The organism is Streptomyces sp. P9-2 (assembly GCF_051903975.1).
Taxonomy (GTDB): domain Bacteria; phylum Actinomycetota; class Actinomycetes; order Streptomycetales; family Streptomycetaceae; genus Streptomyces; species Streptomyces cellulosae.
Genome location: NZ_CP192633.1, coordinates 2,584,727 through 2,602,242, shown reverse-complemented (window position 1 = coordinate 2,602,242; position 17,516 = coordinate 2,584,727). Strand labels below are relative to the sequence as shown.

General features: G+C 72.3%; 17 protein-coding genes and 1 tRNA gene. 8 read left to right on the top strand and 10 right to left on the bottom strand.

Annotated features, from left to right (window positions below; all coding sequences use genetic code 11):
* The first annotated feature begins 9 nt into the window (after positions 1 to 9).
* The gene (locus ACQY0Z_RS12105; protein ID WP_439812240.1) at positions 10 to 510 is read left to right on the top strand and encodes an HAD domain-containing protein; all 501 of its coding nucleotides are present in this window, start codon (positions 10 to 12) and stop codon (positions 508 to 510) included.
* A 36-nt stretch (positions 511 to 546) separates the two neighbouring features.
* On the opposite strand, the gene ACQY0Z_RS12100 is transcribed toward ACQY0Z_RS12105, so the two are convergent.
* From ACQY0Z_RS12100 to ACQY0Z_RS12085, 4 genes are all read right to left on the bottom strand, one after another.
* Entirely contained in the window at positions 547 to 1,968 is a 1,422-nt protein-coding gene (locus ACQY0Z_RS12100; protein ID WP_381730692.1) for a Cys-Gln thioester bond-forming surface protein, read from the bottom strand.
* A 279-nt stretch (positions 1,969 to 2,247) separates the two neighbouring features.
* Positions 2,248 to 2,763, bottom strand: coding sequence for a single-stranded DNA-binding protein (locus tag ACQY0Z_RS12095; RefSeq protein ID WP_189898107.1), 516 nt, complete (start codon positions 2,761 to 2,763; stop codon positions 2,248 to 2,250).
* 335 nt (positions 2,764 to 3,098) lie between these two features.
* Complete coding sequence (locus ACQY0Z_RS12090) at positions 3,099 to 4,985, bottom strand: GTP-binding protein (RefSeq protein WP_381726952.1); 1,887 nt, start codon at positions 4,983 to 4,985, stop codon at positions 3,099 to 3,101.
* Between the two features lie 3 nt (positions 4,986 to 4,988).
* Positions 4,989 to 6,599 carry a dynamin family protein gene (locus ACQY0Z_RS12085; RefSeq protein ID WP_189898103.1) on the bottom strand — a complete coding sequence of 537 codons (1,611 nt, stop codon included), beginning with the start codon at positions 6,597 to 6,599 and terminating at the stop codon, positions 4,989 to 4,991.
* 323 nt (positions 6,600 to 6,922) lie between these two features.
* Here ACQY0Z_RS12085 and ACQY0Z_RS12080 point away from each other — a divergent pair.
* The 3 genes from ACQY0Z_RS12080 to ACQY0Z_RS12070 all read left to right on the top strand — a co-directional run bounded on the left by ACQY0Z_RS12080 (position 6,923) and on the right by ACQY0Z_RS12070 (position 9,708).
* Positions 6,923 to 6,995, top strand: a tRNA-Arg gene (locus tag ACQY0Z_RS12080).
* Positions 6,996 to 7,768: 773 nt separating this feature from the next.
* Complete coding sequence (locus ACQY0Z_RS12075; RefSeq protein WP_254588159.1) at positions 7,769 to 8,536, top strand: hypothetical protein; 768 nt, start codon at positions 7,769 to 7,771, stop codon at positions 8,534 to 8,536.
* Positions 8,537 to 8,739: 203 nt separating this feature from the next.
* Positions 8,740 to 9,708, top strand: a complete 969-nt coding sequence (locus tag ACQY0Z_RS12070; protein ID WP_254588156.1) for an alpha/beta fold hydrolase — start codon at positions 8,740 to 8,742, stop codon at positions 9,706 to 9,708.
* A gap of 88 nt (positions 9,709 to 9,796) precedes the next feature.
* On the opposite strand, the gene ACQY0Z_RS12065 is transcribed toward ACQY0Z_RS12070, so the two are convergent.
* From ACQY0Z_RS12065 to ACQY0Z_RS12050, 4 genes are all read right to left on the bottom strand, one after another.
* Positions 9,797 to 10,075 (bottom strand): hypothetical protein, encoded by a 279-nt coding sequence (locus ACQY0Z_RS12065; RefSeq protein ID WP_189898100.1) that lies wholly within the window; start codon positions 10,073 to 10,075, stop codon positions 9,797 to 9,799.
* A 159-nt stretch (positions 10,076 to 10,234) separates the two neighbouring features.
* Positions 10,235 to 10,504: a hypothetical protein gene (locus tag ACQY0Z_RS12060; RefSeq protein ID WP_189898098.1), complete on the bottom strand. Its 270-nt coding sequence runs from the start codon at positions 10,502 to 10,504 to the stop codon at positions 10,235 to 10,237.
* A gap of 220 nt (positions 10,505 to 10,724) precedes the next feature.
* A complete protein-coding gene (locus tag ACQY0Z_RS12055; protein ID WP_439812239.1) occupies positions 10,725 to 10,988 on the bottom strand; it encodes a hypothetical protein in 264 nt (87 codons plus the stop codon).
* A gap of 109 nt (positions 10,989 to 11,097) precedes the next feature.
* The gene (locus ACQY0Z_RS12050; protein ID WP_189898095.1) at positions 11,098 to 11,370 is read right to left on the bottom strand and encodes a hypothetical protein; all 273 of its coding nucleotides are present in this window, start codon (positions 11,368 to 11,370) and stop codon (positions 11,098 to 11,100) included.
* 316 nt (positions 11,371 to 11,686) lie between these two features.
* On the opposite strand from ACQY0Z_RS12050, the gene ACQY0Z_RS12045 reads away from it, so the two are divergent.
* Positions 11,687 to 11,926: a chaplin gene (locus tag ACQY0Z_RS12045; protein WP_189898093.1), complete on the top strand. Its 240-nt coding sequence runs from the start codon at positions 11,687 to 11,689 to the stop codon at positions 11,924 to 11,926.
* Positions 11,927 to 12,086: 160 nt separating this feature from the next.
* Here the strand turns inward: ACQY0Z_RS12045 and ACQY0Z_RS12040 are convergent, their stop codons facing one another.
* Positions 12,087 to 12,353, bottom strand: coding sequence for a hypothetical protein (locus tag ACQY0Z_RS12040; protein WP_189898090.1), 267 nt, complete (start codon positions 12,351 to 12,353; stop codon positions 12,087 to 12,089).
* Positions 12,354 to 12,506: 153 nt separating this feature from the next.
* Entirely contained in the window at positions 12,507 to 13,376 is an 870-nt protein-coding gene (locus ACQY0Z_RS12035) for a hypothetical protein (protein WP_189898089.1), read from the bottom strand.
* Between the two features lie 324 nt (positions 13,377 to 13,700).
* On the opposite strand from ACQY0Z_RS12035, the gene ACQY0Z_RS12030 reads away from it, so the two are divergent.
* Genes ACQY0Z_RS12030 through ACQY0Z_RS12020 form a run of 3 tightly spaced genes read left to right on the top strand, consistent with a single transcriptional unit; the run spans position 13,701 to position 17,511 of the window.
* Positions 13,701 to 14,798: a DUF3344 domain-containing protein gene (locus tag ACQY0Z_RS12030; protein WP_189898087.1), complete on the top strand. Its 1,098-nt coding sequence runs from the start codon at positions 13,701 to 13,703 to the stop codon at positions 14,796 to 14,798.
* Positions 14,799 to 14,848: 50 nt separating this feature from the next.
* Positions 14,849 to 16,090, top strand: coding sequence for a glycosyltransferase family 4 protein (locus ACQY0Z_RS12025; RefSeq protein ID WP_439812238.1), 1,242 nt, complete (start codon positions 14,849 to 14,851; stop codon positions 16,088 to 16,090).
* On the top strand, positions 16,087 to 17,511 hold the full coding sequence (locus ACQY0Z_RS12020; RefSeq protein WP_347226723.1) for an exopolysaccharide biosynthesis polyprenyl glycosylphosphotransferase: 1,425 nt from the start codon (positions 16,087 to 16,089) through the stop codon (positions 17,509 to 17,511). The genes ACQY0Z_RS12025 and ACQY0Z_RS12020 overlap by 4 nt, the downstream gene beginning before the upstream one ends.
* Positions 17,512 to 17,516 lie beyond the last annotated feature (5 nt).

The following is a 17,516-nucleotide window of genomic DNA, read 5'->3' as shown; positions in this document are numbered from 1 at the left end:
CCCCCGCCCATGAGTGCCGCGGCGGAGCGTCCCCTCCTCTTCCTCGACATCGACGGGCCGTTGATCCCCTTCGGGTCGCCGGACCCTCCTCCCCCGTTGGCCACCGCCGACAGCGGCAACCCCCTTCTCACCCGGCTCGACCCCACCCTCGGCGCCCGCCTGCTCGCCCTGGGCTGCTCGCTCGTGTGGGCCACCACATGGGTGGAGGAGGCGAACGAGGCCGTCGCCCCGCGCCTCGGGCTGCCGAGGCTTCCCGTGCTGGACTGGCCGGAGGCCGACGAGCCGGGACTTCGCGGGCTGCACTGGAAGACCCGGCCCCTCGTCGAGTGGGCCGACGGGCGGCCGTTCGTCTGGGTCGACGACGAGATCGGCCCCGTCGACCGTCAGTGGGTCTTCGCCGCCCACCCCGGGCCGGCGCTCCTCCACCGCGTCGACCCCGCCACAGGCCTCCAGGACTCCGACTTCCGCACCCTCACCGACTGGCTCGCCGCCCTCGGCCGCCCGTCGTGAGGCGCCGCGGGGCACAAGCCCCGCGTCCGTCCTCCGTCAGCCGTTGTCGCCGGAGGCGCCCTGCCGCTGGCGGGTGATGACCAGGCCCGCGCCGCCGAGGACGACCAGGGCGATGGCGGTCCCGGTGATCCACGGAGTGGCACTGGACGCGCCGGTCTCGGCCAGGTTGGTGTCCGTGTCCGGGGTGGCCACCGGGGTCGGCGTCGGCCCCGTGAGGGTCTGCGTCGTCGTCCCCACCTCGGCGGCCCGCGTACGGCAGTCGAGCATCCCGGTGAAGCGCTGCTGGAAGCCGTCCGGCCCCTCGACGGTGAAGTCGTACGGCTGGTCCTCGTTCAGCGGGACCGTCACCGTGTGGGAGCTGCCCGCCTCCACCGTGTACTCGGCGCCCGCCAGCTTGAAGGCGAAGGCGGCGTCACCCTCGTTGGCGACCGTGACGTCCACCGCGCCCGCGGCGCAGTTCTCGCGGGCCGAGACCGCCGGTATCGCACCCGCCGCCGCCCAGCCGGCGCTCGCCGTCGCGGAGACCGTCGACTCGCTGGACCCGGCCAGGATCTGCGTCTGGCTGCGGCTCTCGGAGACGAAGGCACGGCCGACCGGCACGCTCGTGGCCGCCTGCACGGTCAGCTGGGCGGTGCCCGCCTCCGCGTCCTCGGGGACCTCGACGTACAGCGTGCTGCCGTTGCGGGCCGTGGTGACGGGCTCGCCCTTGGCGTCCACGATCCGTATGCCGGAGGTGGCCGCGTCCGCCGGCGGGGAGACCGTGACGCTCCGCGCGTCGGTGCGGACGGTGACCGGGCCGAGCCGCTCGCCCGGGCGGCCGGCGACGACCGGCGGGTCCAGGGTCAGCGACGCCTGCGGCTCCGCCGCCTTCTTCGCCTTCTTCTCCAGGTAGTCGGCGAGCTGCTCGGCCTGCGGGTCGAGCGCGTCGACGTCCACGCCGTCGGAGTGGCGCCAGATCGCCACCTGGGTGCCGGCCGCCGCGTCCTGCTCGGTGAGCTGGCCCCGCACGCCCGCCTTCTTCGCGAGCGCAGCGAGGTCGTTCACCTGCGGGTAGGAGTGCTCGAGTATCCAGAGGATCCGGCCGGCGTCCTTGTTGGTGCCGAGCGAGGTGCCGCTCCAGGCGGTCTCGTGGTACTTGGCGTCCTGCTGGGTGGGGGTGTGGATGTCGACGCAGTAGGTGTGCAGCATGCCGCCGCCCTCGACGGACATCTCGAACAGCCCCGCCGACACCTGGGTGTCGCCGGAGGCCCCGTGGATGACGGCCGCGCCGTACGTCTTGAGCCCGTCGATCGTCGCGGCCGCTCCGTTGTGCTGCGGCATCGTCCCGGGGTCGCCCGCGGAAGCCGTTCCGGCACCGGCGAGCACGGTGGTGGCGACGATCCCCGTCACCAGCGTCCCCGCCGCGAGACGGGCCGACCCACGTCCGCGCAGGCGCCGCGCGGAGAACGAAACAGACACCGAATTCCCTTCCGAGCAGGACCCGTTACGTGGGGGGCGGTCCCACCAGCAGAATCTCCGGCCCCGAGGACCCCCGGAGCCATGCCCGGCATCCTAAGGAGCCGTCGGACAGCGCTTGCCGGTGATCGCGTCGGAGCGATGATCCGAATCGGAATCGTTATCGCGAGGACATCGCTGAACAGGGCTTATCGACAAATCCATGCTGGACGGTTCCACACGGACCCGCCGATAAGCCTTGGTTCGGACAGCAGTCGCGGCGTGACACCGTGACCCCTGATTTCACGTCACCATGGCTGCTTCCGGCCGCAGTTGGGTCGCGTCGCCGTCGTCGGCGGCCGTCGCCCCCTCCGCGGCCGTCCCGTCGACCGGCGGCGACGGTGCAGGATCCGTCTCCCAGGCGGGTTCCGAGCGGTCCGCGGCCGGGTTCGACTCCGGGCGCGGCGTGCGGCGGAAGGCGGTCGTGCCGCGGGCGAGGTCGTGCCCGACGGACACCGCGTCGATGTCCGCCGACATCCAGTCGGGCTGGCCCTCCCGTGTCTCCGTCCGCACCTTCAGCCGGCCCTGCACGATCACCGGTTCACCCACGGACAGGGACGCCGCCGCGTTGGTGGCCAGCTGCCGGTTGGCCCATACCGTGAAGAAGTTGGTGTGCCCGTCGGCCCAGCTGTTCTTCTCCCGGTCCCAGTAGCGCGCGGTGACCGCGATCCGGAACCTCGCCGAAGGCCCGGAGACCGTCTCCCGGTACACGGGCCGTGTCGCCACGTTGCCCACCACGCACACCATCGTCTCGTTCATCGCGTTTCCCTCCCTGGCCCGGACCCGCCGGCTCCCTCACCGGCGGCCGGGCGGATACGCGTACGGGTCCGTCCCGTACGGCTGCCGTCTGGCGCGGCGGCCCCGGAACGCCTCGCGCTCCGTGGTCACCGCGCAGTCAGACTGCCTCCGCCGGGCCGGACCCCGCCGAGCCCTGTGGACCGCCCCCGCCCTGTGGAAAACTCCGCCACCCGGACGAGTGACCCCCACCCACACGCCCAAAAGGCCAAGCGCGTCTCAGCGCCCCACGCTCCCCTCCCCCGAACCGATGCGCGTCTCAGCGCCCCACGCTCCCCTCCCCCGAACCGAAGCGCGTCTCAGCGCCCCACGCTCCCCGTCCCCACCCCCGCCACACGCCCGTACTGCTCCCGCACCTCCCGGTACCGCAGCAGCTCCGCCGCCACCGGATCCAGCACACGGGCGCGCCCGCACCCCGCCGCCGCCTCCCGCAGCCGTCTCTCCGCCTCCAGCCCGTACCGCCGTGCCGGCCCCCGCGCCGCCATCCGGCAGCTCCACTCGACGAGCGGCCCGCCCACGATCCCGATGACCATCAGCAGCACCGGCACGCCCAGGTTCGGCGCCATGACGCCGATGATCTGCCCGAGCAGCCACAGCCCGCCCACGAACTGCAGGATCGTCATGGACGCCTGGGCGAGCACGGCCACGGGCCACCATCCCGGCCGCGGAGGGCGTCCCGGCGGCAGTCCGGCCCGTACGGCCAGTTCGTCGAGCGCCTCCGGCAGCCCCTGCGACCCGCGCACCGCGGCCTCGCGCACCGCCTGCGCCCAGGGCGCGGGCAGTCCGGCGGAGGCGCGGTCGGCGACCGTGCGGACCGCCTGTTCCACGCGCTGCCGCGCGGTGACCTCCTCGTCGGGCCGGCCGCCCAGCGGGACCCTGCCGGTGGTGGGCTCGCGCCGCGCCTGGCACCAGCGCCACAACCGCAGCCAGGGGGTGCCGCAGGCGCGGTTGGCGTTGCGCAGCCAGGCGCGTTCGGCCGCCTCGCCCGCCGCGGTGGCGCCCACGGCGTCCGCGAGCCGGTCGGAGAACTCCTCCCGCGCCTCCTCGCTCAGCCCGGTGCGCCGACGCGTCGTGTACGCGGGCCACAGGCGGGCGGCGGTGATGTCGACGTCGGCGGAGATCCGGCGGGCGGGCGCGCCGCGCTCGGCCACGAACCGGGCGAGCGCCTCGCGCAGGTCGCCCACGCCGTCCCCGGTGAGCGCCGACAGGGCGAGCACGGTCGTGCCGGGTTCGCCGTACTCGCCGAGCACGATGCCGTCCTCGTCGAGGAGCCGTCGCAGGTCGTCGAGGACCTGTTCGGCGGCCTCGCCGGGCAGCCGGTCGATCTGGTTGAGGACGACGAACATGACCTCGGCGTGGGCCGCCATGGGCCGCAGGTAGCGCTCGTGCAGCATGGCGTCGGCGTACTTCTCCGGGTCGACGACCCAGATCACCGCGTCGACGAGCCCCAGCACGCGGTCCACCTGCTCGCGGTGCTCGACGGCCGCCGAGTCGTGGTCGGGCAGGTCGACGAGGACGAGTCCGCGCAGCCGTTCGTCGGCGTCCGTCATGGCCTGGAGGGGGCGGCGGCGCAGCCGGGGCGGGATGCCGAGGCGTTCGATGAGGCTCGCCGCGCCGTCGCTCCAGCTGCAGGCGATGGGGGCGGCGGTGGTGGGACGCCGTACGCCGGTCTCGGAGATGGGCACCCCGGCCAGTGTGTTGAACAGCTGCGACTTGCCGCTGCCGGTGGCGCCCGCGATGGCGACGACGGTGTGCTGCCCGGAGAGCCGGCGCCGCGCGGAGGCCTCGTCGAGGACGCGTCCCGCCTGGGAGAGGGTGCGGCTGTCGAGGCGCGCGCGGCTCAGCCCCACCAGTTCGCGCAGCGCGTCCAGACGGGCGGCGAGCTGCGGGTCGTACGACAGGGGGACCACCTTCTGCGGTGTGGAGGCGCGGGGCTCCGCCACGACGGGCCGCTCGTCCGAGGGAGTCCCGGAGACGGCCCTGGAGACGGCCCCGGACGCGGTGCCGGGGGTGGTGCCGGGGGTGCCGGTGGTGCCGCTCACCCGGCGTGCGATCAGCCCGTCGTCCCAGGCGCCGGCGCCGTCCGCGGAGGCGGGGCGCTCGGGCCTCCCGGTGCTGTCGGAGGACTCGGGTCGCTCGGTGTGCTCGGGGTGCTCGGTGTGGTCCTGGTCAGTGACGGCGGTCACCGGTCACCTCTCCTTCTGCAGTACGGACAACGCGGCGATGAGTTCCGGCTGGGGCTCCGCGTGCACCTCGAGCGTGTCGACCGGGGCGAGCCGGCGTTCGCGTTCGGCGCGCATGATCTTGTCCACGTGGGCGACGAGGAGCCGTCCGCCGCGGTCGCGCAGCCGCAGCGCGCCGTGGGCGCCGATCCGCTCGGCGAGGGTCTCCCCGGCGGTCCGGGCGCGGCGGCCGCCGAGGAGGACCGTGGCGACGAGGGCGGTGACCGTCTCGGGCTCGGGCGCGACACCGCGTTCCAGCTCGCGCACCTCCTCCTCGGCGAGTTCCTCCAGCTCGCGCCGCCAGCGCCGTACGGCGAGGCCGATGCGGTGCTCGACGCTCTCCGGGCCGCTGTCGCGGGCGGCCAGCTCGGGCGCGTCGGCGGCGGGCTCGCGCCGCCAGGCCTCGTCGACGCGTTCGTCGGCGGCGGCGACGGCGCACAGCAGGAGCGCGCTGAGGCTCTCCACGAGCGTGTCGAGCAGCTCGCCGGGGGTGCAGTCGAGGGGGAAGGCGCGCCACCGCTTGAGGGCGTCCCCGGCGAGCACGGCCCCGGCCTGCAGCCGCCCCCTTACCCGCGAGTGCTCGCTGTCGTACGCGGTCTCCACGGCGGAGGTGAGGCGCAGCGCGGCGGCGTACTGGGCGGCGGCGGCGCCGGCCAGCTCGGGCAGCCGGGAGTTGAGCGAGTCGAGGATGCCGTACGCGGTGCGGGCCATGACGTGCTGGCGGGCGGCCGGGTCGAGCGTCTGGTGGACGAGCCAGGTGCGCAGCGCGGCGACGGCGGTGCCGGGCAGCAGCCCGCCGCCCCAGGCGGACTCGGGCAGCTCGGGCACGGTGAACCGGGGCACGTCGCCGAGCCCGGCCTTGGTGAGGAGGGCGCCGTACTGCCGTGACACCTCGGAGACGACCTGGTGCGGCACCCGGTCGAGCACCGTGACCAGGCTCACGTCGTACTCCTTGGCGGTGCGCAGCATGTGCCAGGGGACGGCGTCGGCGTAGCGGGCGGCGGTGGTGACCATGATCCAGATGTCGGCGGCGTTGATGAGCTCGGCGGCGAGGATCCGGTTGTCGGAGACCAGGGAGTCGATGTCGGGCGCGTCGAGGAGGGCGAGGCCGGGCGGCAGGGTGTCGGCGGTCTCGACGCGCAGGACGCGCGCGGGGTCCTCGCCGGGCAACAGCAGGTCGTCGGCGGGGTCCTGGTGGTGGGGCACCCAGACGCGGGTGAGGTCGGGCAGTACGCGCATCCCGCTGAACCAGTGGTGGTCCTCCGGATGGCAGACGAGCACCGGCGTCCGGGTCGTCGGCCGCAGCACCCCCGCCTCGCTGACGCGCCGGCCGACGAGCGAGTTCACCAGCGTGGACTTGCCGGCTCCGGTGGATCCCCCGACGACGGCCAGCAACGGCGCGCCGGGGTCTCTCAGCCGCGGCACCAGGTAGTCGTCCAGCTGGGCGAGCAGTTCGTCGCGGTTGGCACGCGCGCGGGCGGCCCCGGCGAGGGGCAGCGGGAAGCGTGCGGCGGCGACACGGTCGCGCAGGGCGGAGAGTGCGTCGAGCAGCTGAGGCCGTACGTCCAAGGTCACCACATGCGAAGAATGCCCAATTTCAGGGTAATTCTGAAGCATATGAGCACGTTCGCGCGCCGACAGGACACAAGCGGATGGAAGGGGCGTCTGCGGCGCGGGCACAGCCGAGGCATAACGAGTGCACAACACCCGATGCGCCAGAGGCCAAAACGAGTGCACGATTCGTACCTGCCTGCGATTATCAGGACCGCTTCACCGAACCTCCACATCGAGCCACGGAGGCGAGGCGACAGGGACAAGGATGCGGGAGCCCTATCCTTGTCTGCGGCAACGTCGAGGACAGGCCCCCACCAGGGCACCACGACGACCGGCCACCACACCCGGCCCCCGTAGCTCAGTGGATAGAGCAGGCGCCTTCTAAGCGCTTGGCCGCAGGTTCGAGTCCTGCCGGGGGCGCAACCCAAGCCTCACCAGCGGAAACGCGGGGAGGCTTCTTCGTGGCCACTTCGTGCAGGGCTTGGAGAGCAAGCGCCTGCCCAGCATTGGGCACAGGTTCGGCTTCTGCCGGGGGCGCCAGTGTCCGCCCTCCCGTCGGGAGGGCTTCGCGCTGCTCGGCGCGGTGCATGGGACGCCGGCAGGGTCGCCACGCTCCCGTCACGGGGCTCGATGTCACCGTGGTGATCGCCGACCGCTCATGGCTGACGCGGGTCCCGCCGCGGGAGCGACTGCCGCGGCTGCGGAACGCCTGGTCCACCTGGTCCACCTGGTACGCCGACGCGCCGGCGGGCGACGAGGGGTCGGCGTGGCCACAGGGAGACCGAGCACATCGATACGGCGTTCTTCGGCGAGGACGGGAACGGCGTGCTGCTCGCACGGTCGCCGGAGAGCGTGCGGCGTCCTGGGATGGGGCGCGGTTCACCTCGCGCGGATGCGAGCGCCCTTCGCGGAGCATGCCGGTGTCCCCGACGGCTGGGTCCCGGACTTCGACGCGTTCGCGGGCCTGCTGACGCAGCGGGGAGACGCCGAGAGGGAGGCGGCCCGGCGTGGGTAGGTGCGTCGTGGAGTTGAGCGAGTAGCCCGTCCGTGCCTGCAGTTGGAGTCGTGCGCGGTGATCGAATCGTTGCCGCGCCGCCTGCAACCCCCTGCCGGGTTCCCCTGTCCCCTAATCAGCCGCCGAAGACGTGCGGCACACAGGGGAAAGGGAGAGGCACTTGAGGACGAGAAGGGCCATGTGGAGCGCGTTGGTGGCCGGCGGGGCCACGCTCGCGTTCACGGCGGTCTCCGCGGTGCCGGCGGGGGCTGCCGAGGGAGGGGTCTCCTTCAGCAACGTCAAGGTGAACGGCGGGAAGCCGATCGTGATCGGGGTCAAGGAGGAGGTCGTGGTGCGCGCGACCTTCCGGATGACGACCAAACTCAGGCACGACCCGGGGGTGGCCGTGTTTCCCTACCGAGGCAGCCTCGAGTCCGGCGACCAGCTGTGGAACACGATCGAGACCTCCGACTGCAAGGTGGTGAACCGGGCGAAGGGCATCTGCGACTACGAGGAGCGGCTGTACATCGACCCGCGCCACTACGACTTCGGCAACGAGGACGCGGGCGCGTGGAAGACCGCCGGCCGGGTCTGGCTCGCCGGTGACAAGCACGACATCGACGACGTGAAGGTCCCGCTCCAGGTCAAGCGGGCCACCCGCGTCACCGTCAACGCCTCGCCGGAGCCGCTCCGTAAGGGCAGGACGCTCACCGTGACCGGGAAGGTCGCCCGGGCCAACTGGGACACGCACAAGTACCAGGGGTACGCGGGCCGCACCGTGAGCCTGCAGTTCAAGGCGGCGGGCGCCACCTCGTACACCACGGTGCGGAAGGTGAAGTCGAGCAGCACGGGCTCACTTCGGGCGACCGTGAAGGCAACGCGCTCCGGCACCTGGCGCTGGGTGTACTACGGCAACACCACCTCTGGCGCGAGGGCGTCGGCCGGGGACTACGTGATCGTCCGCTAGGTGCCGCCAGGGGGGCGCTCGCGCGCGGATGCGCTCCCCCACGCGGGCACTTACCGGCCGGTCCCGGCGGGCGAATACCCCTAGCGAGCTGGCACTTCAGGCAGGATCGCCCACAATTGGGTGGTTACGCCTGAATAGTGGGTTCATTGGTAAGGATGGAGAGGTTCGCCCTCTTTTTCGTTCCGCCTTTCCCGGAGCCGCTCATGCGCACTGCCGCCATCGCCGCCCAGGCCTCACCCCGTGCGGAGGGGTCCCGGCCCGTTCCCTCAGAGCCCGAGCGAGCGGAGGAGCGCGAGCTGGTGTTCGAGGGGTTCCGGTACACCTGCCGGATCGTCCACCAGGGCGCGCCGCAGACGGAGCCGTTGCTGCTGCTGGGCGGGTCGTCGCAGAACCGGTACTCGTGGCAGAGCCACGAGAGGTGGCTGGCGCCGCTGTGCACGCTGATCACGGTGGATCTTCCCGGGTACGGCAGCTCGGACTTCCTTCCGGCTTCGTACGACATCAGCTTCCTCGGGGACGCGGTGCGGCACATGCTGACGGAGATCGGCGTGTCCGAGGTGAATCTGTTCGGCGGCTGCTTCGGTGAGGTCGTGGGGCTGCGTTTCGCGCAGTGCCATCCGGAGTCGGTCAGGCGCATGGTCTTCGCGGCCGCGGCGAACCGACTGCCCGCGCTCTACAGCGAGGCCGTGCCGCGGCTGACTGAGACGCTGGAGCGGGGTGACATCGCGGGGGCCGCGGACGGGCTGGTGCGGCTGTTCATGTCGAACCCGGAGGCGGGTAAAGTGCGCCGGCACGCGGCCGTGGCGCGACTGCTCCAGCGGCAGTTCCTGAACCAGACGCAGGACGAGATCAGGAAGGCCGTCGAGCACAACATCCGGTTGGTGACGCACGGGTGCTACGAGCCGCTGCCGGCGCCGAGGGTGCCGACGCTGGTGTTCACGGGGGAGCACGACACCCTGTGCACTCCGGACATGGGGCGGGAGTTGGCTGCCACCATGCCGGGGGCGCTGTTCACCACCGTGAGGGAGGCGGACCATCTCGTCACGGTGGAGCGCAGGGAGGAGTCGGCGGATCTGATCGCCCGCTTCTGCACGGACCGTTCCGTTGAAGGACTCCCCTACTGCGCCGAGGTCGAGGCGCCTTCCCCCCGTCGCCCTCTCACCCAGGTGTGACCCCCGAAGGCTCCAAGCACTCACGGGCACCAGGAAGGGCCGGGACCTACAAGGGGTCCCGGCCCTTCCTGGTGCCTGGCGACGAACGTCAGACCTTCCGCCCGTCGACGGTGAGGCCGGTCTCGCAGGAAACGTCAGCCCTCTCACCGGAACAGGTCTGCTGCACGTCGTTGACGATGCGCACCTTCCCGTACGTCCCGCTGGTGAGCTCGTGCTCACTCTTGTCCGTGCACCGGATGTTGCCCCGGCCGTCATCGGAACACTTGCCCGGGCTCTCGGCCGCGACGGCCTGCCCGCCTCCGAAACCGAGGAGGACGACACCTCCGAGCACCGTGACCACCGCTGACAACTTCTTGGACTTGAACATCTGCCTATTCCTCACGCTCGGCGCCGCCTTGACCGACGGCGACGCCGCTTGCCGACGTCTTGAGCGCCTGGCTCACTCAACGAACCGGGCAGGCTCCGGAGCCCGCGCCGCCCGACGGGCGACAGGACTCCGGAGCCTGCCCGGATCAGCCTGCAGTGATCACTCGCCGCCGACGGCGAAGCTGCTGGCGCACTCGATGGAGTTCGTCTCGCTGTTCTCGGCGACACCCAGGCCGAGGATGCCGACGGCCAGGTTGATGTCATCGATCACGATGAGCCCCTTGGCCGAGTTGTCCTGGGGGCAGGCGGTCGCCTGCTCGCTGTTCAGCTCCACAGCCGGGTCGTCGCCGGCGTGGCTGACGCCCGCACCGAGGAAGCCGACGCTGCCGAGCATGGCCACAACGACCGCAGCCTTCTGGAACTTGCGCATTGCCTCTCCATTCTTCGATTGACACGGCCCGGACGGACCGCACCGGTCACTGACGGCCGCCAAATGTAGGACGGCCCTTGCGGCAATTGATAGCGAAACGCCGAACAGCGTTAAGTTTGCGAAAAATTCCCTCTGCGTCGCTGCCACCCGCTCAGAAAATCCGACCGCGGAATTATCGAACCGAGTACGACGCCACCGCACGGCCTTCTACGCCAGAAAATCAGCCGACGACAAGGTTGCTGGCGCAGGTGAGCTCGCCCTCGCCTGAGCAGCTCTGCGACGTCTTGTTGTCGATACGGACGCCCTTGTCCGTATCAGTCACACGGTGTTCGTTCACCTGGACGCAACGAACGTTTCCCTTGTCGTCCTTCGTGCACGTCCCCGGGTTTTCGGCGCTCACGGCCTGCACCGCCCCGAATGCGAGCAGGGCAAGGCTTCCCAGAACGCTCGCAGACGTCGTCACCATGTTCTTCGACCTCACCATGCACCTTTTCTTCGACGGTCCCGGATCAACACCCGGCCGGCCGGGCAGGCCCGGGTCTCGAACCACGAGAGGCGAGACTCCGGACCTGCCCTCAGCCACCCGACGGTGGTCAGTGACCGCCCAGAGCCACGCTGGAGGCGCACGCGATCGAGTTGGTCTCCTCGTTCTTCGCGATACCGAGGCCGAGGAGGGCGCCGACGCCGGCGTTGACGTCGTCGACCGCAATCAGACCCAGGGCCGAGTTGTCCTGCGGGCAGGCCGTCGTCTGCTTGTTGTTGAGCTCGAACTCCGGGCCCTCGCCGGCGTAGCTGACGCCGGAACCGGCGAGACCGACGGTGCCGAGCATGGCCACGACGACCGCGGCCTTCTGGAACTTACGCATTACCTCTCCGTTTCTCGTGTGGACACGGTCCGTGGCGGACCGGTCACCGAACGCTGTTAACGTAAGCGACGTTTGCGACTTTTGACAGTCGAAACGCCCAGATGCGCACATTTACTACAAAGTCGCAGGTCACAGACGTGCATTCCGACACCGGACGGGCGAACGACACGGCGAGGCGGACTCGCGATCAGGAACAAACACTCATCAAAGAGTGATCTCTGGACATTCCCCGTGACCCGGGCCGCGGTCCCGCGTTGAGCGGTGCGTGCGGCGCTCCACGTGCTGCCGCGCTTAACCAGTAAGTAAGGAGAACGTGATGTCTCGCATCGCGAAGGCGGCCACCCTGGCTCTCGGCACGGGCGCCATGGTGTTCAGCGGCGCCGGTATGGCCTCGGCCGACTCCGGCGCAGAGGGTGCGGCCGTCCACTCGCCCGGCGTCGTGTCGGGCAATGTGATCCAGGTTCCGGTCAACATCCCCGTCAACCTGTGCGGCAACACCGTGAACATCATCGGGGCCCTGAACCCCGCTTTCGGCAACCACTGCGTGAACAAGTAGCAGCCCGGCATCTACGACCACGGACATCCGTCGTAGAACCCGAGAAGCCCCGGTGGTCTCACGCCACCGGGGCTTCTTTCGTGTGCCGGCTCTCGGCAGGCGGTAAAGCGTGTGGCCCCCGGTTCTGCACCGGGGGCCACACGCTTGGGGGTGGGAAAGGTCAGGCATGCAGTCCCACGTCGCCGCGCACCGGCTTGACCTCGTTCACGACGCCCACCGCCTCCTTCGCGGTGCCCATCACCGATTCCTGGTCGGTCTCGAGCGTCTTCGAGTCCTGCAGCGGCATCAGTTCGAAGGGAACCGCGGTGCGCAGGCCCGTGTCGAGGCCGGTGGACGCCAGGTCGGTGGTGTCGGCGTACGCGGGCGCGGCGACACCGGCGACGATCAGGGACCCGGCAAGGACGGCGGCAGCCTTCAGGGACTTCATCGTGTTCCTTTCTTCGGCAACGCAAGTCGCCGGAGTGGTTCTGTCGCCGTGCACAACGATCCCCGGGCGGAGCGGAAACCGGGACATCGAAGATTGCCGAGTCCTCATACGAATTCTATGAACTGATGGGGCGTCCGAAGCTCCGGTCGTATCTCAGGAATTCGGTGTCAGGAGTGAGGTGAGCGCGGGCAGCAGGCCCGGCGCCGCGGCGGGTTCGGCGGGGGTCGCCGAACCCGAGGAGGCCGCCGGGTCCGCGGGAGCCGGCAGCGTCGTGGCGGTCTGCGTGTCCGTGCCGGCCAGCGCGGCGAGGAGCTCGTCCACCCGGGCCACCAGCGCCTCGGTCGACGTCAGCGCCGCGTCGGCGGCCGCGTCGGCCGCCGTCTCGCTCGCGTTCGCGGCCGCCGTGGCCTCGTCGACGATGTCCATCCCGACCGTCGGCTCCGTGGTGTCCGTGGACGCCGAGGTGTCGGTACCCGTGCCGTCCGTCTCCGTCGTCGACGTGCCGCTGGGCTCGGTGGCCGCGGTCGACGCGGCGGCCGGGTCGGACTTCGGGAGCAGGACGTCCAACAGTTTCTCCAACGCCTCCCGTACGGCGCCGAGTGCGTTGTCCGTGGCGGCAGTCGGGGTGGTGTCCTCCTCGGCCGTGGGCAGCAGCAGGCTCGGTGCCCGGTTCGGGACGCGGACGCCGGGAAGGGCCGGTGCGGCGAGGGCCGAGCCGTTGCCGACCACCGTGACCGACGTGGTCGCCGGGTCGTCCGCCCCCGCCCGTTCCACCGCCGACCGTGCCGCCGTCGCCAGCCGTCGCGCCTCCGTCAGGGGGAGTTGGCCGCCCGGGGCGGACAGGATGGCGCGGGCCAGGTCGGCGACCGGGGTCAGGTCCGCCTGGGCCGTGTCGGGCTGCGGCAGCTGTACGACGGGGGCGGGGTGGGAGTCGGCCGCGAGGGCGGACGGGCCGGTGATGGTGACCAGGAGGGCGGCGCACAGGGCGCCGAGTGCGATGCGCCGGGCCGGCAGAGCGCGCATGGAGAGTCCTTTCGCGGGGCTTTCGGATCTTGGACCCACCGTCGAAGCGTCCACGAACCCCCGCAACCGGACGTACGCCTTTCGGGCCGGGCCGGCGTCACCCTGATGCGCGTTCCGGCAGATGAGCCGGGGTGCGGGGATGGTCCCGCACCAAACCGGGCTTCACGATTCCAACACACTTGTCTCACTTAGGCGAATTTCGCCTTGTTTGTCCGTTTGGTGACTAGAGTTGCGGTGCTCCGACGCACCTTCACCGGGCGGACGCACCGCACTCGTCCCCGCTGCCGTGCCGCCGCCACCCTTTCCGAAAGGCTCCGAACGGTCATGCGCCAAACCCTGGGTCAGCTGCTTCGCCGTGCGACGGTGGGCGTTCTCGCCCTGACCGCGCTCTGGGCGCCCTGCGGCGCCGCCGTCGCCGCGACCGCCGCGACCTCCGCGCCGGCTCCGGAGGCGGAGGCACTCCCCTTCGGCGAGCGCTACCGGGCCCTCCAGCACGGCAACATCGTGCGCGCGGCCAACTCCTCCGCGACCTGCCGGGCCTCGGCGTCCTCCTGCCGTTCGGTGCAGAACGGCACGCGGCAGGGGGTGAACGGCGACTTCGACATGCACTACGTCGACGTCGACGACGACGAGAACACGTACAACTCCTCCCAGGGGGAGGTGCGGTTGCCCAAGGGGTCGCGGGTGACGTACGCGCGGCTGTACTGGGGCGGCAACCTGCTCGTCGGCGAGCAGAAGCCTGCCGAGGACAACGGGCGCGTGCTCATCGCCGAGCCGGGCGGCAACTACAAGGAGTTGCTCGCCGACACCCTCGTCGGGCACCGCGTATCGGGCGGCATGGACGCCTTCCAGGCCTCCGCCGACGTGACGCGGCTGGTGCGGGACAGCGGGTCCGGGCTCTACACGGTCGCGCAGATCAACGTGGCCGGCGGACGGTCGACGGCCGGCGCGTGGGGCGGCTGGACGCTGGTGGTGGCGTACGAGAACGCCGCCGAGCCGCTGCGGCACCTGTCGGTGTGGGACGGCTTCGCCCGGCTGAGCGGTGACTCCGGCGCGGCCTTCGCGCTGCGGAACCTGCCGTTCCCGGAGGCCGCCGGGGGCCGGGTGGGCATGGTGGCCTACAACGGCGACCGCGGCACCGCCGGCGACTCCCTCGTCCTGACCGCGGGCGACACGGCCACCGCGCTCGGCAACGGCGCCAACCCCGCCGACGACGTGCTCAACAGCACCATCTCCAACCCGGCGTCCGCGCCCTCCTCGCGCGTGCCCGCGTACGCCAACACCCTCGGCTACGACTCCGACGTGTTCGACCTCGACGGGCTTCTCACGCGCGCCGGCGACCGGGCGTCCTTCCGCCTCACCTCCGAGCGCGACGCCGCGTGGGCCGGCGTGCTCTTCGCCGCCGTCGACGCCCGGCCGTGACTCCGCCGCCCCACCCGTCCGACACCTGCCTGAGCGAGGAAGCCGTGCCCATGGACCTGACACCGCCCGGCCGCCGGCCGCGGGTCCTGCACCTCACGCAGCCCGTGGACGGAGGCGTCGCCCGGGTCGTGACCGACCTGGTGCGGGCGCAGCTGGCGGACGGCATGGACGTCGCCGCCGTCTGCCCGGACAGCCCCCTCGCCGCCCGGCTGCGCTCCCTCGGCGCCCATGTCCGCACTTGGGAGGCGACCCGCTCACCCGGGCCGTCGCTGGTGCGGGAGGTGCGGCAACTCGCCGACACCATCGGCTACTTGCGGCCGGATCTCGTGCACGCGCACAGCGCGAAGGCGGGGCTGGCCGGGCGGCTCGCCGTGCGCGGGCGCATCCCGACGGTGTTCCAGCCGCACGCCTGGTCGTTCGAGGCGGTCGGCGGGAGCACGGCCGCGCTCGCCCTGCGCTGGGAGCGGTGGGCGGCGCGCTGGGCCTCCCGCGTGATCTGCGTGAGCGAGGCGGAGCGGGACACCGGGGTGGACGCCGGGATCCGCGGGCGGTGGACCGTCGTGCCCAACGGCATCGACCCCGAGCGTTTCCGGCCCGTGGACGACACGGGCCCGGTCAGGGCCCAACTGGCCGCCCGCCACGGCATGGACGCGGAAGCTCCGCTCGTCGTGTGCGTGGGGCGGCTGTGCCGGCAGAAGGGGCAGGACGTCCTGCTGCGCGCCTGGGACGCCGTTCGGCGGCGGGTGCCCGCGGCGCGGCTCGTGCTGGTCGGCGACGGTCCCGACGGGGAGCGGCTGCGGGCCGCCGCGCCGCGCTCCGTGGTGTTCGCCGGGGCCGTGGCGGACGCGGCGCCCTGGTACCAGGCCGCCGACCTGGTCGTCCTGCCGTCCCGCTGGGAGGGGATGGCACTGGCGCCGCTGGAGGCGATGGCCTGCGCGCGGCCCGTGGTGGTCACGGACGTCGACGGGGCCCACGAGAGCCTGCCGCCGTCGCTGGCCGGCCGCTGCCTGGTGCCGCCGGAGGACCCGCGGGCGCTCGCCCGGACCGTGGCCGCGCTGCTGCTCGACCCGCCGCTGCGCGCCTCCCTCGGCGACCGGGCCCGCCGCCATGTGCTGTCCCTTCACGACGTGCGGCACACCGCGAGGGCGGTCGCCGGCGTCTACCGCGATCTGCTCGGCGCCCGGCCGGCCGACTCCGGGGCGCACCCGCCCCTGACGGCGGGCGGCGCCGAGGACGACCGGACGACACAGCGCGTCGAGCACTCAGAGGACAGGGAGTCCATCCACTCGTGACCGCCGAACGTACCGTGACCTCCCCCGGTGTCGCACCGCGGGAGCACGGATCCTCCCCCGTATCCGTCATGCCCCCACGCGGTTCCGGCGTCGTTTCCCGGCCGCCTGCCGCCCGGCCCCCCGAACGGCCCGCCTCCCCCGTCCCCCTGCTCCTCGCGGACGGCGCGGCGGCCCTGCTCGCCTGGTGGGCGGCCGCCGGGCACTCCTCGCTGCTTCTCGCCCTGCTGGCCGGGGCGTCGCTGCTGCCGCGCCCGCGCGGCGGGCGGACTCCGGTGCCGGCGCTGCTGGAGGAACTGCCCGCCGTGTGCGGGCGGGTGGCGGTGGTCTGGCTGGCCGCCGCCGCGCTGTGGGCGGCGCTGCATCCGCGGGACGTGCTGTCCGTGGCCACCGTGCTGACCGGGTTCGCCGTGCAGGTGACGGCGGCCGGCGCTCTGCGCGCGCTGGTGCACGGGCGGCGGCGCGCCGCGCTGCTGCGCCGCCCGCGCGCGGCCCTGGTGATCGGGCCCGCTGCGGCCGCTCAGCGTGTGGCCGCCGCCGTGCTGCGCCACCCCCGCAGCGGGGTGCGGCCGGTGGGGGTCGTCGCCACGCAGGGGGACGGCTCCGAGGGAGGCGTTCCCGTGCTGCGGACCGACCAGGAGGTCGACCGGGCGGTCATCCAGAACGGGGTGCGTGCGGTGCTCGCCGTCGGCCCGTCGGTGCGGACCGAACAGGCCGCCCTGCTGCGGTCGTTGGCCGCCTCGGGGTGCGTGGTGTGGGAGGTCGACGCGGACGCGGCTCCGTACTCGGCGCGGGAGCGGGTGGCCGGGTTCGCGTGCCGGCGGCTGGACCTGGCGCCGGTGCGGGGCGGCGGGGCGGGCAAGCGGCTGCTGGACATCCTGGTGTCGGGGACGCTGCTGCTGCTGGTCAGCCCGCTGCTGCTGGTGTGCGCGGTGACGCTGCGGCTCACCGACGGGCCCGGGGTGGTGTTCCGTCAGGAGCGCATCGGGCGGGACGGCCGGCCGTTCACGCTGCTGAAGTTCCGCACCCACCGGCCGGTCGACGAGCACGAGTCGGCGACCCGGTGGAGCGTGGCCAACGAGAACGAGATGCGCCGTTTCTGCCGGATGCTGCGCCGCACCTCGCTGGACGAGCTGCTCCAGCTGTGGAACGTGCTGCGCGGCGACATGAGCCTGGTCGGGCCGCGCCCCGAACGTCCCTTCTTCGTCGCCCAGTTCAGCGAGACGTACCCGGGTTACGCGGCCCGGCACCGGATGCGCACCGGCATCACCGGGCTCGCGCAGATCCACGGACTGCGCGGCGACACCTCGATCGAGGACCGCGCCCGCTTCGACAACGCGTACATCGACGACTGGTCGCTGTGGCAGGACGTCTGCATCCTGCTGCGCACGGCGGTCACGCTGGTCCGTCCGACGGGGAGCTGACGCCA

Bases quoted from the DNA above. Each gene is read 5' to 3' on its own strand.
- ACQY0Z_RS12065 (WP_189898100.1), bottom strand. From the start codon at position 10,075: ATGTTCAAGTCCAAGAAGTTGTCAGCGGTGGTCACGGTGCTCGGAGGT.
- ACQY0Z_RS12045 (WP_189898093.1), top strand. From the start codon at position 11,687: ATGTCTCGCATCGCGAAGGCGGCCACCCTGGCTCTCGGCACGGGCGCC.
- ACQY0Z_RS12055 (WP_439812239.1), bottom strand. From the start codon at position 10,988: ATGGTGAGGTCGAAGAACATGGTGACGACGTCTGCGAGCGTTCTGGGA.
- ACQY0Z_RS12060 (WP_189898098.1), bottom strand. From the start codon at position 10,504: ATGCGCAAGTTCCAGAAGGCTGCGGTCGTTGTGGCCATGCTCGGCAGC.
- ACQY0Z_RS12105 (WP_439812240.1), top strand. From the start codon at position 10: ATGAGTGCCGCGGCGGAGCGTCCCCTCCTCTTCCTCGACATCGACGGG.
- ACQY0Z_RS12035 (WP_189898089.1), bottom strand. From the start codon at position 13,376: ATGCGCGCTCTGCCGGCCCGGCGCATCGCACTCGGCGCCCTGTGCGCC.
- ACQY0Z_RS12050 (WP_189898095.1), bottom strand. From the start codon at position 11,370: ATGCGTAAGTTCCAGAAGGCCGCGGTCGTCGTGGCCATGCTCGGCACC.
- ACQY0Z_RS12030 (WP_189898087.1), top strand. From the start codon at position 13,701: ATGCGCCAAACCCTGGGTCAGCTGCTTCGCCGTGCGACGGTGGGCGTT.
- ACQY0Z_RS12070 (WP_254588156.1), top strand. From the start codon at position 8,740: ATGCGCACTGCCGCCATCGCCGCCCAGGCCTCACCCCGTGCGGAGGGG.
- ACQY0Z_RS12025 (WP_439812238.1), top strand. From the start codon at position 14,849: ATGGACCTGACACCGCCCGGCCGCCGGCCGCGGGTCCTGCACCTCACG.
- ACQY0Z_RS12095 (WP_189898107.1), bottom strand. From the start codon at position 2,763: ATGAACGAGACGATGGTGTGCGTGGTGGGCAACGTGGCGACACGGCCC.
- ACQY0Z_RS12040 (WP_189898090.1), bottom strand. From the start codon at position 12,353: ATGAAGTCCCTGAAGGCTGCCGCCGTCCTTGCCGGGTCCCTGATCGTC.
- ACQY0Z_RS12075 (WP_254588159.1), top strand. From the start codon at position 7,769: ATGTGGAGCGCGTTGGTGGCCGGCGGGGCCACGCTCGCGTTCACGGCG.